The sequence below is a fragment of the Acetobacterium malicum subsp. dehalogenans DSM 11527 genome, from assembly GCF_000472665.1.
Lineage (GTDB): Bacteria > Bacillota > Clostridia > Eubacteriales > Eubacteriaceae > Acetobacterium > Acetobacterium malicum.
Genome location: NZ_KI421450.1, coordinates 16,593 through 37,310 on the forward strand (window position 1 = coordinate 16,593; position 20,718 = coordinate 37,310).

11 protein-coding genes are annotated in these 20,718 nt (G+C 41.5%); all 11 read right to left on the reverse strand.

Annotation, left to right across the window (positions count from 1 at the left end):
• Positions 1-127 precede the first annotated feature (127 nt).
• Entirely contained in the window at positions 128-451 is a 324-nt protein-coding gene (gene cas2 / locus A3KS_RS0118950; protein ID WP_423219255.1) for a CRISPR-associated endonuclease Cas2, read from the reverse strand.
• On the reverse strand, positions 444-1,364 hold the full coding sequence (cas1, locus tag A3KS_RS0118955) for a type II CRISPR-associated endonuclease Cas1 (protein ID WP_026396234.1): 921 nt from the start codon (positions 1,362-1,364) through the stop codon (positions 444-446). The genes cas2 and cas1 overlap by 8 nt, the downstream gene beginning before the upstream one ends.
• Positions 1,325-4,681: a type II CRISPR RNA-guided endonuclease Cas9 gene (gene cas9 / locus A3KS_RS0118960; protein ID WP_026396235.1), complete on the reverse strand. Its 3,357-nt coding sequence runs from the start codon at positions 4,679-4,681 to the stop codon at positions 1,325-1,327. Before cas9 ends, cas1 begins: the two co-directional genes overlap by 40 nt.
• A gap of 470 nt (positions 4,682-5,151) precedes the next feature.
• The gene (gene brxL, locus A3KS_RS0118965; RefSeq protein WP_026396236.1) at positions 5,152-7,182 is read right to left on the reverse strand and encodes a protease Lon-related BREX system protein BrxL; all 2,031 of its coding nucleotides are present in this window, start codon (positions 7,180-7,182) and stop codon (positions 5,152-5,154) included.
• 17 nt (positions 7,183-7,199) lie between these two features.
• A complete protein-coding gene (gene pglZ / locus A3KS_RS0118970) occupies positions 7,200-9,728 on the reverse strand; it encodes a BREX-1 system phosphatase PglZ type A (protein ID WP_035356830.1) in 2,529 nt (842 codons plus the stop codon).
• A 150-nt stretch (positions 9,729-9,878) separates the two neighbouring features.
• Entirely contained in the window at positions 9,879-10,766 is an 888-nt protein-coding gene (locus A3KS_RS0118975; protein ID WP_026396238.1) for a nucleotidyl transferase AbiEii/AbiGii toxin family protein, read from the reverse strand.
• The gene (locus tag A3KS_RS0118980; RefSeq protein ID WP_156913383.1) at positions 10,763-11,371 is read right to left on the reverse strand and encodes a type IV toxin-antitoxin system AbiEi family antitoxin domain-containing protein; all 609 of its coding nucleotides are present in this window, start codon (positions 11,369-11,371) and stop codon (positions 10,763-10,765) included. Before A3KS_RS0118980 ends, A3KS_RS0118975 begins: the two co-directional genes overlap by 4 nt.
• 164 nt (positions 11,372-11,535) lie before the next feature.
• Positions 11,536-15,132, reverse strand: a complete 3,597-nt coding sequence (pglX, locus tag A3KS_RS0118985; RefSeq protein ID WP_026396240.1) for a BREX-1 system adenine-specific DNA-methyltransferase PglX — start codon at positions 15,130-15,132, stop codon at positions 11,536-11,538.
• A 13-nt stretch (positions 15,133-15,145) separates the two neighbouring features.
• Positions 15,146-18,709 (reverse strand): BREX system P-loop protein BrxC, encoded by a 3,564-nt coding sequence (gene brxC / locus A3KS_RS0118990; RefSeq protein ID WP_026396241.1) that lies wholly within the window; start codon positions 18,707-18,709, stop codon positions 15,146-15,148.
• 56 nt (positions 18,710-18,765) lie between these two features.
• Positions 18,766-19,341 (reverse strand): DUF1788 domain-containing protein, encoded by a 576-nt coding sequence (locus tag A3KS_RS0118995; protein ID WP_026396242.1) that lies wholly within the window; start codon positions 19,339-19,341, stop codon positions 18,766-18,768.
• A gap of 1 nt (position 19,342) precedes the next feature.
• Positions 19,343-19,936, reverse strand: coding sequence for a DUF1819 family protein (locus tag A3KS_RS0119000; RefSeq protein WP_026396243.1), 594 nt, complete (start codon positions 19,934-19,936; stop codon positions 19,343-19,345).
• Positions 19,937-20,718 lie beyond the last annotated feature (782 nt).

Genomic DNA, 20,718 nt, shown 5'->3' on the forward strand with positions numbered 1-20,718 from the left:
GGTGTAAGTTTATCAATATCCATCAGAGAACCAAAACCTTAAATTCAATTTAACATGTTTTTCAGCTAATTGCAATCATAATCCGTTTTTATTTTCATATGACCTAAAACCCCAGCAATATGGGATTTCAGAGTTCCAGTATATCCTCAGTATTGAGAAATGTTTCAGATGCCGTTTTATCACCTATTAATATTTGCATAGAAGCATATTGTTTTTCCGTAACTGTAAGAACCCTTACCGAACCGTGGGGCGGGAGAAAGGATTTGATGATGCCAATGTTTTTTCTGGCATCATCATGGTTACGGGTTACTCGGCAATATACTGATAATTGCACCATAAAAAATCCATTCTTGATTAGGTTTGTTCGGAATAAGGACGCTTCGCGGCGATCTCTTTTCGTTAAAGTTGGTAAATCAAACATTACTATAATTCGCATAACTCTATTATTCACCATCATTCCCCTTGAAAAACACATCATTCACTTGAATTTCTGGAATTTTCAATAAAGTCACATCTTCTTGCGCAATTGCTGAAGTCAAACTGGAGATATACTCCGTTAACGCATATCGTAAATGATATTTTCGTTTGCCCACAAGCACGGTGTGATTGACTAGGTTAACAAGATCACGCCGGTTCTCCTTTGTCAGTTCATTCACCAATTCTTCCTGATTCTGGTCAACCCATAAATCCACTAACGGTCGCAGTGGCTCCATCAAATCATCTGCCAGGTTAAAACCATTATGACGGTTAATATGATGAACACCTAATGCACAGCTAAAGCCAAACACGGCCAGTGTTTTGGCAACGGACGATCGAATAATGGTATAGCCATAGTTAAGCGCTGCATTAATGGCATTATCATGATCTCTGACAAAACCAGCCCCATAAAGCCGATTAAAAAACCATTTGGCGGCAATCCCTTCCCGATTGGTGACGTCATCATAGTCAACCTCGTCCCTAAACTTCAGCATCCGTTGCACATGCTCATCTGGCACCTTGCACAGAGACAAGACCTTTGCCTGATTTTGAATTTTCCCCTGGATGATAGTCTTCCACAGCAGTCCTTTGAAGAACTCCGTCATTTCAATCTGCATTTTCAGTTTTCCAAAAGGGGCATAGCTCCCATTCATCGGGTAAGTATGAGAAACTGGCAAATGACTTTCGTCGCAGAATAAAACATGGGCGCCGCATTGGGTAATGGCATTTAAGGCCGCAATGGTCAAAGTGGTCCGGGGATTGTCAATGACAATGGAATAAATATCCGAGAGCGGGATTTTCTTTTCTTCTTCATTTTCTGATACGATCAGCCAATTGTTCTTTACGGTTATTTTTTCGCCGGCATTAATGATAAGGGTGCGGAACATTTGATTTCACCACCTTTGTTACCTAAAATATCAATATCATATTTTTTTAGTGAATCTTTTTTCGAAATAGAAAGGGCTTTTCTTTTTTGCAAAGGTTTTGTTGCCAACGCATAATAAAGCTGATTTTGATTTATATTGAAAATCGATTTATAAAAACCGGAAAATTTCTGCTCGCCCTTCTTATTAAACACCTCAATATAATCATTTTTAAACAAATACATCACGTGTTTTCCATAGTCTTCTGGCAACGCCGTCTCTTTCACCCAAAGCTTTTTATCTTTATTGACCACATCCGTGTATTTGATTCCCCAGATAGCGGTTTCATCTTTTTTATTCTGATACACTTCAATACAATAATATTTCATCCCCCCAAGAATAGAGTAATTCTGTTCACTGATCTCTTTTTTGTAATAGTTGCTAATTGATCCCTGAATAACCGAAACCCGATTGACTATTTGCCCCTTCTTGGTTTTGAAATGCTTTAATTCGCGGGCCTTAAGATATGCATCAACGGTTGGGAACGACTCAAAAACTTCTTCTAGGCTTTCAATCAAATCCGTATCTGCCGTTCTTAAACATTCCATATCTTTTGGTTTTAATTCACCAATTGTCTTGCGATTGACTTTCATCAAAACCCCATTAATTTCACACACTTTTATAGGATTTGAATCCGCCATCGATCCACGATATTTCCGTTCCTGTTTCTGGGAGACGATGGGCAGATGGGGCTTAATCACAAAATCCGATAAATCCCCATAATATTCTTGCACCCGTTCATCAAACAATTCCGGATTTTCTTCATCAAAACGAATGATCACTTCTTTTTCCAGTTGATCGACAAAAGAAGGAACCCGATTGGTTTTTGTTAAAAGCCGCTCTGTATATTCCGGTGAAAAATGATAATGTTCATCCATTTTGTTGATGCAACGTTTTAAATAATCTTGATATTCATCATTCGTAGTATTACGGTATCGTCTACTTATCTGGCTTAATTTCATATTGTCCGATGAAATTTCGACATAGGCCGATGTCAAGTTGGCAATAACGACCGCATCCACCGCATGGTTCAGATATGATTCCCGATCCTTTATTTCCCTCCCCCAATCTGTATCCCGCAACCATATCTTTCTGAATCTGGACGTGATTCCACCTTTAATACCATAAACCGGTTCCCGGCGGTTGGTGTTAAACTGCAAATTAGATTTCAGATAAGTAATCAAATATTTGGTGATGTAACGGGTATCGTTAATATTTCTTGATTTCCAATCCCTTAACATACTAAGTGTTTTCTCATCATACAGATTTTCAACCATCAGGTATTTGTATTTTTTATCCGATATCTGTTTATGCTTTTTATTATGCATTTCATTGATCCGGGCAATAAAACTCTCCTTTTGCTGATTTCCCATATACATCAGGGGCGTCCGCTGTTTTTTAACCTGATTTTCATTGCCAAGCACCAGTGCTTTGTTATTCAGGGTATTATCCAGAATGAGTGAATAGGGGACAATGTGATCAATCTCATAGCGATGGGTTTTGTCCAGCAAGACCAACCCAATGTCGCTAAGGGGTTTGCCCGAGTAAAGGCATTTGCAATCCTGTTCATAATATAATTTATACTTCTCGATCTGAGTCCCACTCACATCCCCCACTTCAATCTGTAAAAGATCAGCGATTGCTTTTTTTACTTTGTCATTGCTTTTCTCATTTTCTTTTTGATATTTTTGAATTTCTACGCGCTCCGAAAAACTCCGATTCAATTCACTGGCAACCTCCAAATTGATATACTCCGGACTGCCATATTGTCGAACAATGGCATTAATCAATTTCCTGGTTTCATTGATAGCTCTAAATACCACTGGATTATCTTTTATTTCTGGATCATCGAGGGTTTTTAAAAACATACTTCGATGTTCCTGACTGATATTTTCCTGCCGTTCTTTTAATTTATTGGCCTGAAAATTCCCGTAGGTTTCCCCGTTCATAAAAGCCTGGATTGCCTCACACATATATTTGTAACTGACATTACTGGTACCGCTTATTTTCTTTGAGCATAGTTCCTTTAATAAGGGTTCCGTCATCCATGGTAATTTCTTGAGTTCGTCTTTTCGTCGTTTAGGCGTTTGATATTTTGAAATCAGTTCGCCCATTTGATGCAGTTTTGAATAATTTTCCACATCAAACTGAACTTCACCAATAAAACTATTCCAGTCCAAACCGCAAGTCTCAATAACATTCTTGATCGCTTTAAGATACTTAATGGCTTTTGAAAGAGCAGTATCATCAGATAAGTCGCTTTTTTTTAGGATTAAATTATAGTTCTTTAGCATCTTTTTCACTTCAGTCATCGTGAGATTGCCTGTTTTAAGCAGATAATGAACCAGTTCTTTTGCCACCACTGGATTTAAATGATATTCTCCTGTTGCACTATCGAGAAATTGGTATTGGGACAAGGTATTGGTCACCGCATAAACATCCGAGATAACCGTACTGCGAAAACCTCTATCCCAATCCTTGTAATACATACATTTTCCAATTGAATCCAGAAATCCTGAGTAGCGTCTGAATTTTTCATTTTCATCTCCAGGACCATCTTCGAAGTCCCGTTGCTTAAAGATAATGACATTCAGCATTTCAATATTAGCTGGTGACAGGTTTCTATAATACTTGCTTTGTTCTGCCAGGATCTGGTGCATTTCATTTTTCAAATATTCACGATTGATTAAATAATGAATTTCCTTGAAATTATTATTTCTAAAATCCGGATAACACTGCCCATCCTTTTTAAATTTCGTCAGAATACACTCCGCAGGAGTTCTGAAATTCGTTGACTTATAGAGCTTATCAAAATTGTTAAGGGCTTCATAATCTGCTTCTTCTTCCGCATCAAGGTCTTTTTTTTCGCCTTCCTGGGCATAAAAATCCTTATAGCCCCGATTATTGGCAAAGTGAATCAGACAAGCACCAATCTCCTCTGGACTGATTTTCCCATCCAGAGCTCTTACCCGGACTTCATAGATATCCTGATTGTTTGTCTCAAAATACTGATTAAGCGCCTCAATTTTGATTAAACCAATATTCTGCAAATGCCTTTTCACCCGATCTTTTCGGTGTTTCTTCCGTCGCACCAGCCGTCTTGTCCCCCGAAAGCCTCTTCGCTGCTGACTTTTTCGATCTTTTCCCAGTTGATCGAGTTCTCCCGATTCAAAAATCCGCACCCCAAAATTTTCAATGCGAGCCGCATTTGAATCGCCAGAAATAATTGCCCAACCGATTGAACCAATGCCGATATCCAGACCCAGACGGTATTTTATCATAATTTTTCTCCTTAAACAGATTGACAATGCATTTTTAATCGTATACAATTACATCGAAAAGAATTACTAATGTGTCAGTTTATCAATATCCATCGATAACTTTATTGATTTAGTGTAAGTTTATCAATATCCATCAGTAGTTCTAAGATAAGGCACTTCTAACGAGGTCGCCGTGGGGTATGGTGGTAACCGTCAAGCAATCCACCTTTTTTAAAGACAAGCACCTTACGGGGTGTTTTTTTATTCAACAAACGAAAGTTGTTTAGTGAAGATGTTTTCTGGTTTAATTATATTCCTTTATTGATACTTATGCAACTTGTTACTCGTTTTCTTTAAAACTTCTAGGCAAATTCTATCCAGTTACCATCAATACTTTTTCGGAAATTATCAGTCAGCATAAATAACAAAAAAAGAAAGCCTAAAACACAGGCCTAAGAACTGTATTATAGACTTTCTTATTATTTCTTTTTCTACTCCACTCCCAGCGCCTTAAACACTGCATCCTCCGGGCTCTGGTAAAAAATCAGATTAAACTTACCCATCAGTTCCGGTGACACCGAGACCATATCAACGGTGGAAGCAATCGGCAGCAGCACTTTTTTGGCCCCGCTATCGAGGCAGACCTGGAGCACATTGGCCAGTTCTTCCACCTTCATAATGGTTCCCCCAATACTGAGATTGCCAAGAATCGCCAGACTGCTGATCACCGGTTTTTTCATCGCCGCCGAACAGAGCGCCACCAAAGCTGCTAGGGTCAACTGACTGGTGATGCCAATCCCGTTCAAATCCTGTAAATGCATGAGATAATCTTTGGTGGTCATGCTGATGGTACCGCTGATATTGCGACTGTTGGCTTTTAAATAGCGGTAGGCGGTTTCAATCGCTTCTTTAGCATCTCGATCCGATCCAAAACCAGTCCGTTCAAATTTTCCGGAGCCGGCTAGCATTTCAGTTTCCAGTTTAAAAACACCAATCATCCCGGATTTTCCCCGGCTGACGGTATAGATCTGCCCGGACTTGTGTAAACCTTCGGGGATAAGTTTCCCGCCGCCCTGTTCCGGCACCGGGACAAACTCTTCGCCAAAGCTTTCATTGTCAATGTAGGAGAAATTTACATCATAGAATTCCATACCGCCGATTTTCTTCAGCTGTTCCTTGACCCGACGACGGCTTTCAAGTGCCAGACGGAGGATTTCCTCAACCCCACCCTTATCGCATTTACCGTGGGGATAAACCAGCTTCATCAAGCCGGACGCCATCTTCCTGACCGCAATCACATCCCGCTGATTGAGATTATTCCCCAGTTTGAAATAAGGGTCAAACATGTCTGAATAAGATGTTTTTCGCAGCTCTCGCAAAAATTCAGACAGATAATCTGTGATCAGACCATAGTCGTTGGTGAAAAATTCCGGTCGGTATTTGGGAATCTCCCAACCAGGAACGTAACAGTGCATCCGATCGAAAAAAGCGCTGTCACAGGCCATCGCCTCGGGGAATGGGTCGAAGAGGTGCGAGGTTTTTAAGAGCACATCAACACTCTGATTGATATTACCGACAAACACCATCGAAGCTGAGGCATTCTTTTCTTCTTTACCCCGGGAAAACGAACCGGAAGCCATATAATCCTTCATGATCTGAACGCCGTCTTTATCTTTAAAGGTAATCCCAGCCACTTCGTCAAAGGCCACACAATCCCACATCCCCACCAGTCCCACGGTTTTGTTGGACATATTGTAAAAGAGATTGGCGACCGTGGTTTGACCGCCAGAAACAAGAATACTGTTGGGCGAGATTTCTTTATAAACATGGGATTTACCCGTTCCCCGGGGTCCCAGTTCACAAAGATTGAAGTTGTTCTCAACTAGGGGAATCATCCGGGTTAATAGCAGCCATTTCACCCGATCATTGAATTTGTCTGGTTCCATACCGATCGAGCGCAGCAGCACATCAATCCATTCATCCTTGGTAAAGCATTCCCGGCCGCGAATGACTTCATCTAAATCCAGGTTTGGCATCTGGATGGGAGTCAGCTTTTGAATAATGAAGGGACATCGGCTTTTGTCTCCTTCATCAAAAAAGTATTCCAACTGAATAATACACCAGATCCCACCGCAGAGTAACCGCTCATAATCCGAGGCATACTGTTCCGGCACCGGGACATTTTTTATCCCCAGATTGGAGAACTCCGCTTCATAGACATCATTGCGAAAATTCAGTTTCACCGAAACATTGTCAATCACTGTATAAGAGCCACGTTCCCGGAGTTTTGAGATAATCTTCTGTGCTTCATCCGGCCTGACAAAGTTATCCGACAGGATATTTTTAACAGTCGCAATCCCCTGGGTGATGAGCTCTTCGTCAGTGGTTGAACAATACATCCCTAACAGGTACTCCAGTACATAAATAGGGACATTGGCACCCTCTTTAATTTTCTTGGTCAGATCCTTGCGCACGATTTTCCCAGCAAAATTTTCGATTAGCTTTTCAGATAATGCATTCATTTAGTCAACCTTACTTTCTAAAATCCGAAATCATCTGCAAAGGCAATATCGATGATAAATTCATGTCGTGCCACTTCGATATCCGATCCGACATCCTTCATGACCAGATCGTACTTTTCATCTTTTGAATACTTCTGATTTCTAAAGATAAATTTTTCTTTAAACATGCGATTATCAACGTCCTGGTCTTTTCGATCCGCGACGATGATTTCCCGGTCGGATATTTTATCGCCGGACGCGCTTTCAAAGTAAACTTCAATCCTGGCTGGCCGCAGACGATCGGTAACAGCCTCTTTTTGGAGAAAATCCAGATAGACAATCAGGTTGTTGATCTTGCGGGTCACCGAGGTTAGGACAACCTCAACATTCTCGACGTTTTGCTTTCTTTTTTCGGTCTTGACTTTTATCAGTGGAATCACTATTTCCTGGAGACTGGCGCCACCGTGAACAAAGTTCTGCCCGCCGCCCGGGGTTTTAAAAACATCGACCCCGCGGGGAACGGTAACCAATACATCGCTGTTCTGGGCTCCGGCGTAATCTAGCGAATAGGTCAGCGTGCCCTTTAAGTCGGGCAATTCATTAGATAGGATGAATCGCTTATTGATAAAGTCGCCGGACTGTTTCGACAAGGTTACCTTATCACTTTCGTCCAATTTATCCCGCTTGTAAATAAAACCATGATCGGCGGTGATGATGTAATTGGTAATTGATTTATCGACGGTCAGTTTTTGAATCAAATTCATGAGTTCACTGACCGTCTCATCTACTGCCGTAAATACTTCATTTTCTGTGGCCATATGATCGCCCCGGGCATCAATTTGATTATGATAGATAGTGATCAGCTCCTGTCCGGTCATCAGTTTGCGGACGGACTCGCGATTCATCGCCATCACCGCCTGATAGCTGGCAACAACCGATCGCGGATGACAGGTTTTTAAGATCTTCTCCCGCTGTTCACTTGATAAACAGGGCATCCCATCGACCAGCACTTCACAGGCTGAATTAATGGTCAGGGATTGATGTGGCAGCAGCGCCGCCATGCCCAGACGGGTAACGGATGGCAGCACCGAAATCATCGGACTGATTTCCGATTTAGTGTTTGCCCGCTCATTCAGGCGTTTATCAAGTTCAACTCCAGCTTCATAACGGAGGGCATCGGAGATAATCACCACCGTTACTTCTCTTTTTACCGCCGCTGCGACCTGCCGTTGATAGAAATGCCACTGTTTTTCGCCGGCCAATTGATGCCAGCCACTGACTTTTTCCAGGGTGTCTGCCCAGGCAATCGACAACTTCAACAGATAGGCATTGGTATACAAGTTTTCAACCCAGCCTCTTAATTGATGCAATGCCTCATCGCCCGGGATCTTGTCATAGGCTGTATAAAAACCGCGGTAGTAGCGGTCGATGCTTTCCCATTTTTGGGCATACATCTGAATAAATCCATCAGCATTCCCTACTTCAAGCAGTTCTTTTGAAAATGCCTGAATACCGCCAACCAGCTGATCGGCCTTATCTAAAGCTTTGTAATGGTGCTGATAGGTTTGGGAAAAGTGTTTTCGGGCACTACGGTTTCTGATCATTTCCCGATGTTCCTCTGCAAGCGGAGCGCCCCGATTGACCAGGTCTTCGACCACCGCCTTGATGATAAGAACATCAAAGGCTGCGAAGGTGTCACACTCAAAGTATTTCTCAGTCGGAACCGAAGCCAAAAAATCATCGACTTTTAATTTCCGGCCAATTTCTCTGGCGATTTTATCATACCGATCCTGCAAGTAAATATTATTCATAAAATTAGACACAAAAATAGCCACATCGTTTTTCTTATGCGAAACAAAAGGCTGCCAGATTTTTGGCAGTTCCCCGGTAAACGAATTGGCAGTATGGGTAACCAAAAGCGTGGCAACCAACTTTTCAAAGCTTTTGTTTTCCTCTGTATAGCCATAATATTTAGCGCACAAGGCCCAGAAACTCGACAGCAGATCCATTTTTTCAAATTCAACCAAATATTTATTCTCTTTTAATCCACCACGGTTGATCATTTTTTTCAAAATCTCATCCAGACTGGGGGTTGTCTCTCCTACCATCACGGCAAGCAGTCCGATTTCAATGATTTCCGGATTATATTCTTCAATCCCTAAAGCAACAAACTTATCAATCCGCTCATTGGATTTCCAGAATTTCCCGTAATGGGAAAGCTGTTCCTTATACTTTTCCGGGATAGCATAGGTACTGCACAGCAGCGACACGCGATCCGTGAAAAATTGCCGGGAATAGTAAGCAGTATCTGCCAAATGGTTATCTTTGTCCGCTGGCTTGGGGAAGGGTGCATAGATCAGGTAATTGTTGGTCTGATCCTCACACTCAAATAAAAACTTGGTGTATAGCGTGTTGTCCCCGGTTAAACGATAGATCGTTGCATTGTCTAAGACCAGACGATCAATATCATTGATAAACTCCCCCTTATCATCGTACCAGAAAACAAGCCTTCGACCATCGCCCTGAAATTTTTTATTTATTTGTTCTTGGATGGTTTGCAGATTCATACGATACCCCTTTTCAGTAAATTTCACGATTTAGTTGGTACTTTTTTATCGACCGGTGCCGGACGATTATTAATCAGCTAAGCCATTTTGTTCCGCGTGCCTTTTTATTTTTCGACTTTAAATCTTATCATGCCGATTGATCCTAGCCGCTTATTTCCATTTCTGATCACTATAGGACCAACATTTTTCAAACAAATCAATCTGCTCAATAACTGGTTCTAAAAAAGACACAATACTTTTCATCACCGTTTCAAAATCCACTTCTGATTGAAATTTGATTCGTTTCTTAAAGCTCTCCCATTGGCGTTTTTTATCAACAGAGTTGATAAATGCAGTCGTAAAAATATGAGGTTTCTGATTCAGCGAAACGCCTCGTTTTTTGAATGTTGCCACAATCGCTTTTTGTAAAACAGGTCCATCAAAGTCAAATTTTTTACTGAGACTATAAATATCGTAGAAATCCTTCATTCGACTATTAAACTCTCCAAGATAAACCATCGCTTCAAACTTTTCTGCAATGACTGATTCTACCGAATATGCTTTTACTTTTGTTTTCTCCATCTTTAGTAGAGATGGATATTCGATCTCTTTTGCTTCAGGAACAATCACATCTCCAAACCCAATATCCAACTGCAGTATTTTTTTTGTGTTATCCAACTTTGCCAAAAGCTTGACACGCACTCCTTCGTAATCAGCATCCTCTTTAATCCGTTCGACTTCTATGGAATCATTGATAAATTTCACCCCATCATCGACATCAATGCTGCTGATTTCCAAAAATATCCCTTTTATTGAATCCAGCTGATTTGATATTTCCTTTGCCAGCATATCCACATCTTTAGTTGCTCTTGCATTTTCATCAAGTATCGTATAAAGGAAAAGTCCCCCTTTTAATATAAAGACATCCGAATACTTTGATATGGATAAACGATAAAGGAGTCGTTCAATAAAATACAGCATTAAATAATAGTCAAATTGTTTACCTTCCTTTATTGCCAGATTTTTTAGTCTGGCTTTTATACTGTCCGCTTTGCTCATAATAACGCCTCTACATAAGGTTTGATAAATTTTTTCACTCTGAGTTTTACAGCATAATCAAAAAGAAGCGGTAAATTTTTTTTGTTCCCTGCCATATAGTTTTTTAGCACTTCCAAGGCCAGCTCATTATCAACTCTGGCGCTGTATTTAAAAAAGTCACACACCGTCCTTTCCCGGTTATAGATTGGTATGACTTTATCATTCACATGAAAATCGACGACTCCCAACGAAAGATTCTTTTGTGAGACATAGAACAACTCAATGAGAGGATAATCCGGCAAAATCGGTTTAATTCTGTCAGAAGGAATCGTTACACTCACTGCCATGGGGTTTACCGTTGACAGTTCATAAACCGAAGCAGCCGAAAAAACACTGATAACGCCATTCGGAATAATCTGATAGACCAATTCAAAATCCGTCAGTTTTTTCATTGTTTCATTTAAAGCATAGTACCCTGTTTTAACCTTAACCACGTCACCTTTAACAATTAATTCTTCAAGATCACGACTGGTTATTTTATGATCCCTCAGTGTCTTTGTTCTGACTACTGAACCATTTTCACGAAACACCTTAACTATTTTTTCTCGTCTTTCATTTTTCATCATTTCACCACTAAATTATCGATATTAATTTTTGTATCTATGTTTTGATGTAATTATTTTAAGTCATCTCTACACAAATTACAAGAAGTTTAAATGGGATATCCGCTCGATACGACCATTTTTTTGAGCCATCGGAACGTAATCTTTTCAAATCGCCAGACTCAACTTTATATCTTAGCCAGCAGATTAACCTTAACCGCTTTCTTCCCTTCACTGGCGACTTCGACATCCTGGAATTTGGCGTAGTTCACCTTGACCCCGTCATCCAGATCGATAGCGAGGCGGCTCAGGGCGATGTGGGCGATGGCCTGGTCATAAAGCCTGGTTTCGGCCAGTTGCTTGATCAGTTTTTCCTTTTTCTTCACTGCTGCAGCTTTCTCCCCGGCTGGGGCTTCACTTGCGAGGATGACATTGCAGTGGTTAAGACTATCTTCCAACTTGGCCTGTATTTTATGAAGGTAATCGGTTCGCACCCGGCCGACGGTGTCCTGATCGTAGCGGTGCATGTAGATTAACGCTTTAAAACCATTTTCTTTGCCGCTATCAAAGAGCCAGTAAATCGGTCGCTTCTGATAGATTTTGACGTGGTCTTTGTAGAAATCTTTAAGGAAATAATTACGGATGACTTCCCGGGCGGTGTTCCCCTTATTCCCCAAGGCACCGGCAATAAAGTCCAGATTTTCTTCCAGAGATGCTTCCCCATAAACCACTTTGATAAAGTTAACCAGCCGGGCTACCATGTCGTCATCAAAATATTCCGCATCGGTGATGGGGATAATATTGTCCTTGTCCGGGATGATGGTGGTGTATTTGTCTGCTTCCCACTCGCCACCGGCATAGACAAGGCCTTCTATATCCAGCGAATAACGGCCCAGCATACAGCCCACTGCATAAGAAATCAGAGAGCGGATATCACGGCCCTGATCGGCCTTGCGGATGGTGACGTCTTTATCTTCAACCTCCGAAGTAAGCTCGTCTTCCAGACCATAGATTTCAATGAAGATCCGGTTGAGTTCTTCTTCGTTGGCTTTGAGTTGGGTGAATTGGTTTTCGGTAAAGGTTTTCCAATTGCTGTACGCTAAAGCAAGCGAATGTTTGTATAGTATTTGATCTGTTTCGTCTTTTGGGAAAATTTTGCCATCATTTTCGAATGAGGTATAGTAGCGATTTTCGTGTACTAATAGCGGATGTTGTTTGAAATCCCAGGAGGTTTCGAATGAATCCCAGTCAATTTTTGAAATACTAATACACTGCTTTACAAAAACAGACGTTATTAAATCATTGTCATTTTTATATGGCAGCGATAGAATATCCGTAACAGTTGTATTTATCGTAGGATTGTACATCTTTATAATGAACGCTGCCACTTTTGTGTTCAGAAAACCCAGTACTTCAAGTTGACATATGAATTCTTCATTGTAAATTGTTGGTGAAGCAGAGCTATAATGAAACTTTTTTTCTTTTACTCGAAAACTACTGTTTGCAGATGTAATTAAATTCCAGCATATTCCTTCCTTATCGTTATACTTTTCATTATATAAACCACCATGTGACGCATAATCATTTTTAGCATTTGCACTCCAGTCTACAAGATCTATATTATTTCCATACCATTTTTTAAATTCTCCACCGTTTGCATATGGTTTCCAACGACTTGTATCCGAAATTTCCCACCAACTTCTGATATATTTTTCGTTATTGTGAGTTTTGTTTCTCCCCCCCGAAAAGTAACAATCGCCAATCTTTTTGAAATCAAACATATCATAATTACTTGCCCAATAAGCAATTGGCATGCCAGGAATTTTTCCAAAATTCTCCTGTTGTATTGTATATTTTCCTACACCTTCAAAGAACCATTTTTCTTTCTGATCTATACTATCAACAGCACCTTGCTTCATAAATAGTTTTTGAAAAGTTGATTTGTAGAATGGAGTCTGCTTTTTAGCTATCGCAAATGCCGTTGTTCCAAAATCAGAACCAAACACACCACGACCAAAATGTAGCATATTAATATAAGTATTATTTTTTACAATCGTTTTCCGCAACTTTTCATAACTAGATAAAAACATCCAAACAGGAATATTTATCATCGCCATCATTCCATTTGATTTGCACATATCCAATGATTTCTGCATAAAAACCGTACTCATATCACTCTTACTATCGGGATAATGCTTCTTGACATAATCCCCCAGCTTCGGCCCCATCCCACTACTCCCCATATAAGGCGGATTGGTAATCACCACATCATATTTTTGTGACATGATTTCTGCTTGTTTTAAAAGGGGTGTAAAATGATTCTTCACATCATCCTGACTAATCCGCTCAATAATGTTGTCATAAACCTCTGTGTTAATCTCGTTAACCTGTTTACTAAGCCCCACAAAATCGATCTCCGGCATTTCCAGAATGCTGCCATATTCTTTGGCATCGATAAACACATTAATCAGAGCCTGGGTATCATTAAAGAGACTTTCATTGCCATCTGCAATAAAGCTGATCAACTCCATTTTAATCGCGTTGCTTTCCTGAATGCTACAAAGGTTTGTTTGTATTTCACTGGTTAAAATCCGGCGATTATATTTTCGTCCCTTCATCATCACGGCAAAATAAGCCAGCTGAAAAGCCCGGTCATCGATATCGAGACCGTAAAGGTTCTTTTCAATAATCAGTCTGGCGGCATCCCTCTGGGTATAACCGCAACTTTCATAAATCTGCATCAGCACCTCAAAGGCATAAACGAGGATATGACCGCTGCCTATACAGGGATCAATCACTTTAATGTCTTCCGGGTTGAGATTTTTGGCATCTTGGCGCAACATTTCCAGCTGTGCCCGTACCTCTGGCTCCTGCTCAGCCTCTTCCAGATAATATTTCCAGCCAAAATAGCTGGCATTTAAATACTCGTTTGATAGTCCCGCTTCTGCCTGACAGTGCTCCAGCCACAAACGCCCCAAGCTGTTTTCCACCATATAGCGAACAATCCAGTCTGGCGTGAAAAGCTGGGTGGCTGAAGGAACTCGCTCTTTTGTAATTTTGACATTCTTTTTTAACAGAGCAAAGGTTTCATCTTTGGGCTCGGTGTTGTAATACTGATACATCCACCCGATAATCTCCACCGCATCCAGAAAATCTGCCTCATCGATCTTTAGCAGATCCCGGATCACGCTGTCTTCTTTGGTGTAGGAAATATCCAGCAGGATTTCGGTATAATCTCGGTTGGTAGTGGAGGTGTTTTCAAACAGTTCCGGCAGGATTTCTCCCAGGGCGTTGCATTGTCTGATCAATAGCATCCGAAAAAGATTATCCAACTCGTTCTTCATTTTAAGGCTCAGGATCTCATCCTTTTCAGCAGCAGTAAAATCCAGTTCAATATCGGGCGCCAGCGTTACCAGATCCGGTTCAAACTTGTCTTTTGTTTCTGAGGACAATACCCGCACCCGGGCGGGAAGATAGTCGTTGACTTCCATAAAGCGGATGGCGATGATCCGGTTAAACCAGGTATAGGCCACCTCTTCCATGACAGTGTTATAGCCTTTTTCTTTAATCTGCCTGATCAGGTTTTCCCGTTGCAGCAGTTCTTTTCCGGCCAATTTTGTTTCCGTCCCAAAATGGGTGGGAAACACGGCAAAGCCGCTACCGGTGGTAATGGCCGTGGTGATACTGTCTTCGGTAATGCCGATTTTTCCGGCCTTGTCTTTAACCGAGGCAATCAGTTTTTTTCGCGCCTCAACGGCAAATTCTTTAATGACGGTCTTATTCATGTGCTTGGCTCCCTTAAATGGTCAGATTGATGATCGTGTCATCGCTACGGTTCAGTTCTTTTAGTAATTCGCTTTTCACCGTCTGGATAAAGGCTTCCACGTCACTTTCCTTTTCGATAGTGACGGTCGTAGGAATTTGCATAGCTTTAAGCTTGACGATCTTTGTTTTTTTTGGTGGTTGCTCCGCTATCGTTCCGCCCCCGACCGGTGAGGGTGGGTAAACTACCACGATGGCGTTTTTGTAATCCACAATCTCATGAATAAAGCGTTCTTTCAGGGTTTCGCTTTCGTAACGGATATTTTTTACCGTCGCTATTTCGTTGGATTCTTCCAGCTTATCAATCAGTTCCCGAAAAGTTTTAATATAGCGACTTTCAAATTTTTCCTTAACTTCAATGGGCGTTAGTTGGGCCAACACGTCGCTTTCATCACTTAAAACAAGCACCCGGATCGGTTCAACTTCAACGGCAATCAGGGCACTGTGACGTTTGGCATAACGGCTTAAGGCATCGGGCAGTTTGAAAATGTCATTGTAAGGGCTGGGCTTTTTGGCAACCTGGCGAATTTCTGCAATGGTGTCCCTAAGTTCCTCATCGACAATATAGTTTTTGCTGTTTTCATAGATATCCAGATAGTTAAAGGCAGTTTTGAGGATCTTTTTTTGTTCGCTGTTAAAAAAGCTGATAATCGGTTCCAGATCATCCCCCAGATCCAGAAGGTCATCGCGGTGGTCATGGACATGTTTGAAAAATATCAGGGCATTGGTCATATTTATGATGGTTTCCAGCATTGCTTTGCCACTTAAAAGAATCGCCTTACCCGGGAAACGTTGTTCAAAGCGGTATTCAATTAATAGTGCATCTATTTCTTTGAGTTTAATTTTTGCTCGGGATTTGAAGGTTTTGATGATGGTATCTTCTTCAACTTCAATGGCTGTCATCGCGAAGAGACCCTTCATCACTTCCTTGACTGATTTTATCTGTACCTCAGTGGGATGTTCCCGTTTTTCAATTAAGAGTTTTTCGGCAAACTCGGTTTTAGTCAGCAGCTTCAGCAGCTCCTTGGGGTCGGCTTCGACCGGGGACAGGGTTTCGCTGTTTAAAATCAGGCTGGCCTTTCCCTGTTTAAAGAGCATCGCGACCAACCAACGAACGTCCCAGTCAATAAACCCGTAGGGGGCATCGGAAAAATGTTTGATCAGGGATTTTAAGGAAATTTTGGTATGCCGGGACAGCAGCTCAATGGCGTTTAATAGATCCTCCAGCGCCAGGTTGTTGGCCGCCGAGGCATTGGCATCGCCCATGGCAATCTGGCCGGTTGACTTGAAAAGCTGCTCAATATCGGCAGACTGGGGCTGGGTTTCCATATAATAGAGCTTATTGTAACGGGCATTGACCAGCTTACTTAAGCCATCATTGATCCGGCTTTCCGGGTCTTTGTTGGGAATATTGGTCTTGTCGCCAGACACGTAAATATCAGCATGTTTAATGGCTTCTTCAATAAAAATCCGGATCCGCTGTTTCTTTTCGCCGAGTTCATCCTCTTTAGCCCGTTTAATGCTGGCAAAGTTCTTCTCCAGCTCCACCCCTTTTTTAGTCAAGTATTTACTGATTTTCAATTGCTCAATAATTTCATCCAGAAAGGTGGCATCGCCGGGGAGGTGCACCAGCACCTGGGGCTTCTGGGCCGACAGCATCCGGAGGGTTTCAGTTTTGTAGTCGTCATCATGATAGGGGGTAATAATCTGAACTGCCATTTCCTCGGATTGGTTGTTCTTAAAATACCGTCCATCGACAATCTGGTTATAGGGAAAATGGTAGCGGTTATTGTAGCGGTATTTGTTTTCTGTAATGATTCCCTGAAAGATGATCGCGGCGGCTTCGTTGATGATTTCACCCATTTCCACCGCTTCATTCTGAATCGCCCGGTTAATATCCTGCTCTTCGTTGGTCAAAAACATATAGACCTCGCCGTTTTTCTGAACCAGGGTCTGGGCAATCAGACGGCTTAGCGAGGCCTCTACTTTTTTTCTCAGGTTGATCCGGTCATCATCGACGTTTGACACCATCAGGGTGGTGATGTTTTCGGTATTAGCTTTAATCTCTTTGACGTGTTTGATCATAAAAAGAATTTTTAATAACTCCACGTCCAGCGATTCCAGCAGGGTATTTTCTTCCGCCTGCTTAATGACAATGCGGTGGGTGTGGTCAATAAACTGATCCAGGGCGTTGTAAAAGGTATAAAAGGGCACCAGCGCTCCTTCGGTCGCTTCCATCAGAGACATCGCCGATTCCTTGAACAAGGCAATCATCGAGCGTTCCCCTTCGGCCAGATGCTTTCCAGAGGCGCTGTGATTACGGATGGCGGTTAAAACCTGTCCTAACAGGTTAAACTGATAAGGGATAAAGGGGTAAACCCCGGCGAACTCGTCACGGTTGCGATAGAGCTTCTTTTCGACTTCGCCGGAAAAGGTGATCAGATTTTTGATCACCGATTCTTTTTGGTCATAATAAAGCTGCAAGGTTACCATCCCGGCCTGATTTTTTTCCAGAATTCGCTTGCGGATAACTTCATCGACGTTGGCGCTGGACAGCGAAAGCCGGGTATCAAAGCGACCCTGAATTTTCGAGAAGTCATTGCCTTTGACGGCGACAACAGCATCAATATCCTGCTGACTGGTAACGATCACCCAGGCCTTACCGCCACAGGCTGTGCCCAGATCTTCGGTGACGGTCTGAAGATTGAGCATCAGTCGGGCATCATCAGCTATGTACTGGCCGATTTCATCGACCATAAAGATAACATGATGGTTACTACCCTTTTTGTCACAATAGTGTCCGATCAGGCTGGCAAATTTTTCGATCGAGAGAGTATAGGTGTCAGCGGCTTTCTCACACCAGGTTCGAGCGGCTTCCTCACTCATAATCCCCTGTTTTGCTAAAACTTCCACCAGTTCGTCCTGAATAAAATAGAAGTCCTCCCGGGCATCTTCCCAGGTATTGCCGTAAGTTTGACGATAGGCGGCCTTAAAGCTTTCAAAATTTCCGTCATCAGCGAGTTTACGTTCCAGATCAGCTAGAAAGGGCAGTGAACCGCAGAAGCCCTGCATTTCATTAAAAACTTTCATGAAGACATCGATAATCGCATCTTTTGAGGATTTGGAGTTGGATTCGCTTTTGGAATCGATATTGAAGAGGATTACGTCACTTGAGACATTTTCAGCCAAGCGAATGTTTGCCATAATTACGGAATCGTCTAGTTTGCTGCCGTCGGTAAAAAACTCAATCGCTTTTTTTCCGTTGACGTCTCTGTTTTCTAACAGATAAGATAAAATTTTGAGAAAGTGGGACTTACCGGAACCAAAGAAACCGGAAATCCAGACCCCCATTTTATCGGTATCGCCAGTGATGCCATTTTTATAACTTTCGAAAAAGCTACGGAAGTGTTTTAGCAACTCTTTCGTAACAACATATTCATCCAGTTCCTGATAAATGTTGACATCATCGTCCTGACCGACTTTAATGACGCCTTTAATATCCCGATCAATGGGTTTGACAAACATCTCTGCAATACGCATCTTTTTTCCTCCAAAGTTTTTATTTAACAAGTTTTAGGCATGTATGACGGGCAGCTTTAAATGAGTTTGAAGGCCCGGTAGTAGTTATCGTCTTTAATGGTACCAAAGAGCTGTAAATCCTGGCCGGAATAAACACCGGGGAAAAACATCACCACTGGCACCATGTCCAGCACCTGATGAAGATTGTTGAGGACATTGTGAGACCGCACAATCGGATAACATTTTCCCACCCCGGTAATAAAAACCACGGAATGCGCTGGGGTATGCTCAACAATATGGTTGACCAACAGATTAGTCTTGCTGGTCAGGCGGAGCATTTTGATTATGGCTTGATAGGTATAGTCCAGGCCTTTTGTTTTTTCAAACTGGAAGCACTTTTCCAGATAGCCCCGTTTTTTTAAAACGCTGATCACCAGTTGGTAAAGGTCATACTCGACAATCTTTACGCCACTGGCTGATTTGTTAATTTTCGCTTTTAGATAGGCAATGTGCTGCCTGACCTTTAGTTCGTCTTGGGGGGCATAGTCAAAGATGTAATAACCCACTTCATTGCCCAGGCCCTTGTTTTTTAAAAAATCCTCATTGGTGATTTTCGCTTCGATTTGATCCAATCGAGTTTCGATATTTTTCATGTTACGCCTCTCCGGTTATGGCATTCAGGTAAGGTGTGAAGCCATGATCTTCCAGTAGTTTTCTCATGTTATAGTCAACCAGGGGAATGATAATTTTTCTTTGCTCTTCTTCATTTTGAATCATCCCTGCTTCAAGAAGATTCTTTATATATTGCTGCTTTAATTTTTTGGTGGTTATTTCAGTCCATGCTGCCACGGTTTCGTTTTGCTGTTTTTTTTCATCGAAGAAGCTGTTGATCGCCCGGTCGGTGATGACTGTCTCTCCTAAAAGAATCGCCGGGCGGTACACCTGATGAATAAACTCAAAAAAAAGCAGATCGGTCTTCATAATGCCAATCAGAATAATCAGCTTGACGGTGGCAATATCAGCGGTGACGATCAATTCTAAACATTCAACGGGCAGACTGTGAAGACGCTTGATGATGACATTGGCCATTTTACGGGCCCGAATTTCATTTTTCACCTGATAAATATTTTCCGTCTGGGCGAGAACCCGGATCGCCTTAACGTCGGTGCCATCTTTTAAAAGCTGGGCTGTTTTTCGGGTTTCACTGAGCCAAAACAGGCTTGAAACCATTCCGGCGCTATATGCCATGGTCTTCCTCCAATTCGGTTTTTGTAGTGTCCTTATTGTACCATTTCTTTGACCGCTGATAAATATAAAGTTAGCGCAACAAAATAATCAAATAAAAAAGTGGCTATGATTGCACAAATCAATGCATTTTATCATAACCACTTGCTATTTTTTATCCTCTTAATCCCCGTAAACAGGGCTTATTTCAGAGAAATGCAATTAAAATGTTACGGGGCAAACACGTTTATCCTCAAAAGGGCAAAGTGCTTTATCCTGTAATAGAATTCCTGTGGAATCAATAATAGCGTATTATTAATATAAAATATTTGATTTCTTAACAGTAATCTCTCTTTAAAGAATTGTGGTAATTACAAGGCTTTGAGCCACATTAGAAGAATAAAAAATGACCTCGGAATGAGAAGTTGGACGACTCATTTCAAGGTCATTTATCATACTTTATTTTGTTGGTAAGACTAAACTATTTTGCCCCAAACAGGATAAATCACTTTGTCTTTTAACAAAAATGTTACGGGGCAAACACGTTTATCCTCAAAAGGGCAAAGTGCTTTATCCTGTAACCCAATTCCTGTGGAATCAATAATAGCGTTTTATTAATAAGTAATATTTGCTTTCTTAATAGTAATCTCTCTTTAAAGAATTGTGGTAATTACAAGGCTTTGAGCCACATTATGAAGAATAAAAAATGACCTCGGAATGAGAAGTTGGACGACTCATTTCAAGGTCATTTATCATACTTTATTTTGTTGGTAAGGCTAAATGATTTTGCCCCAAACAGGATAAAT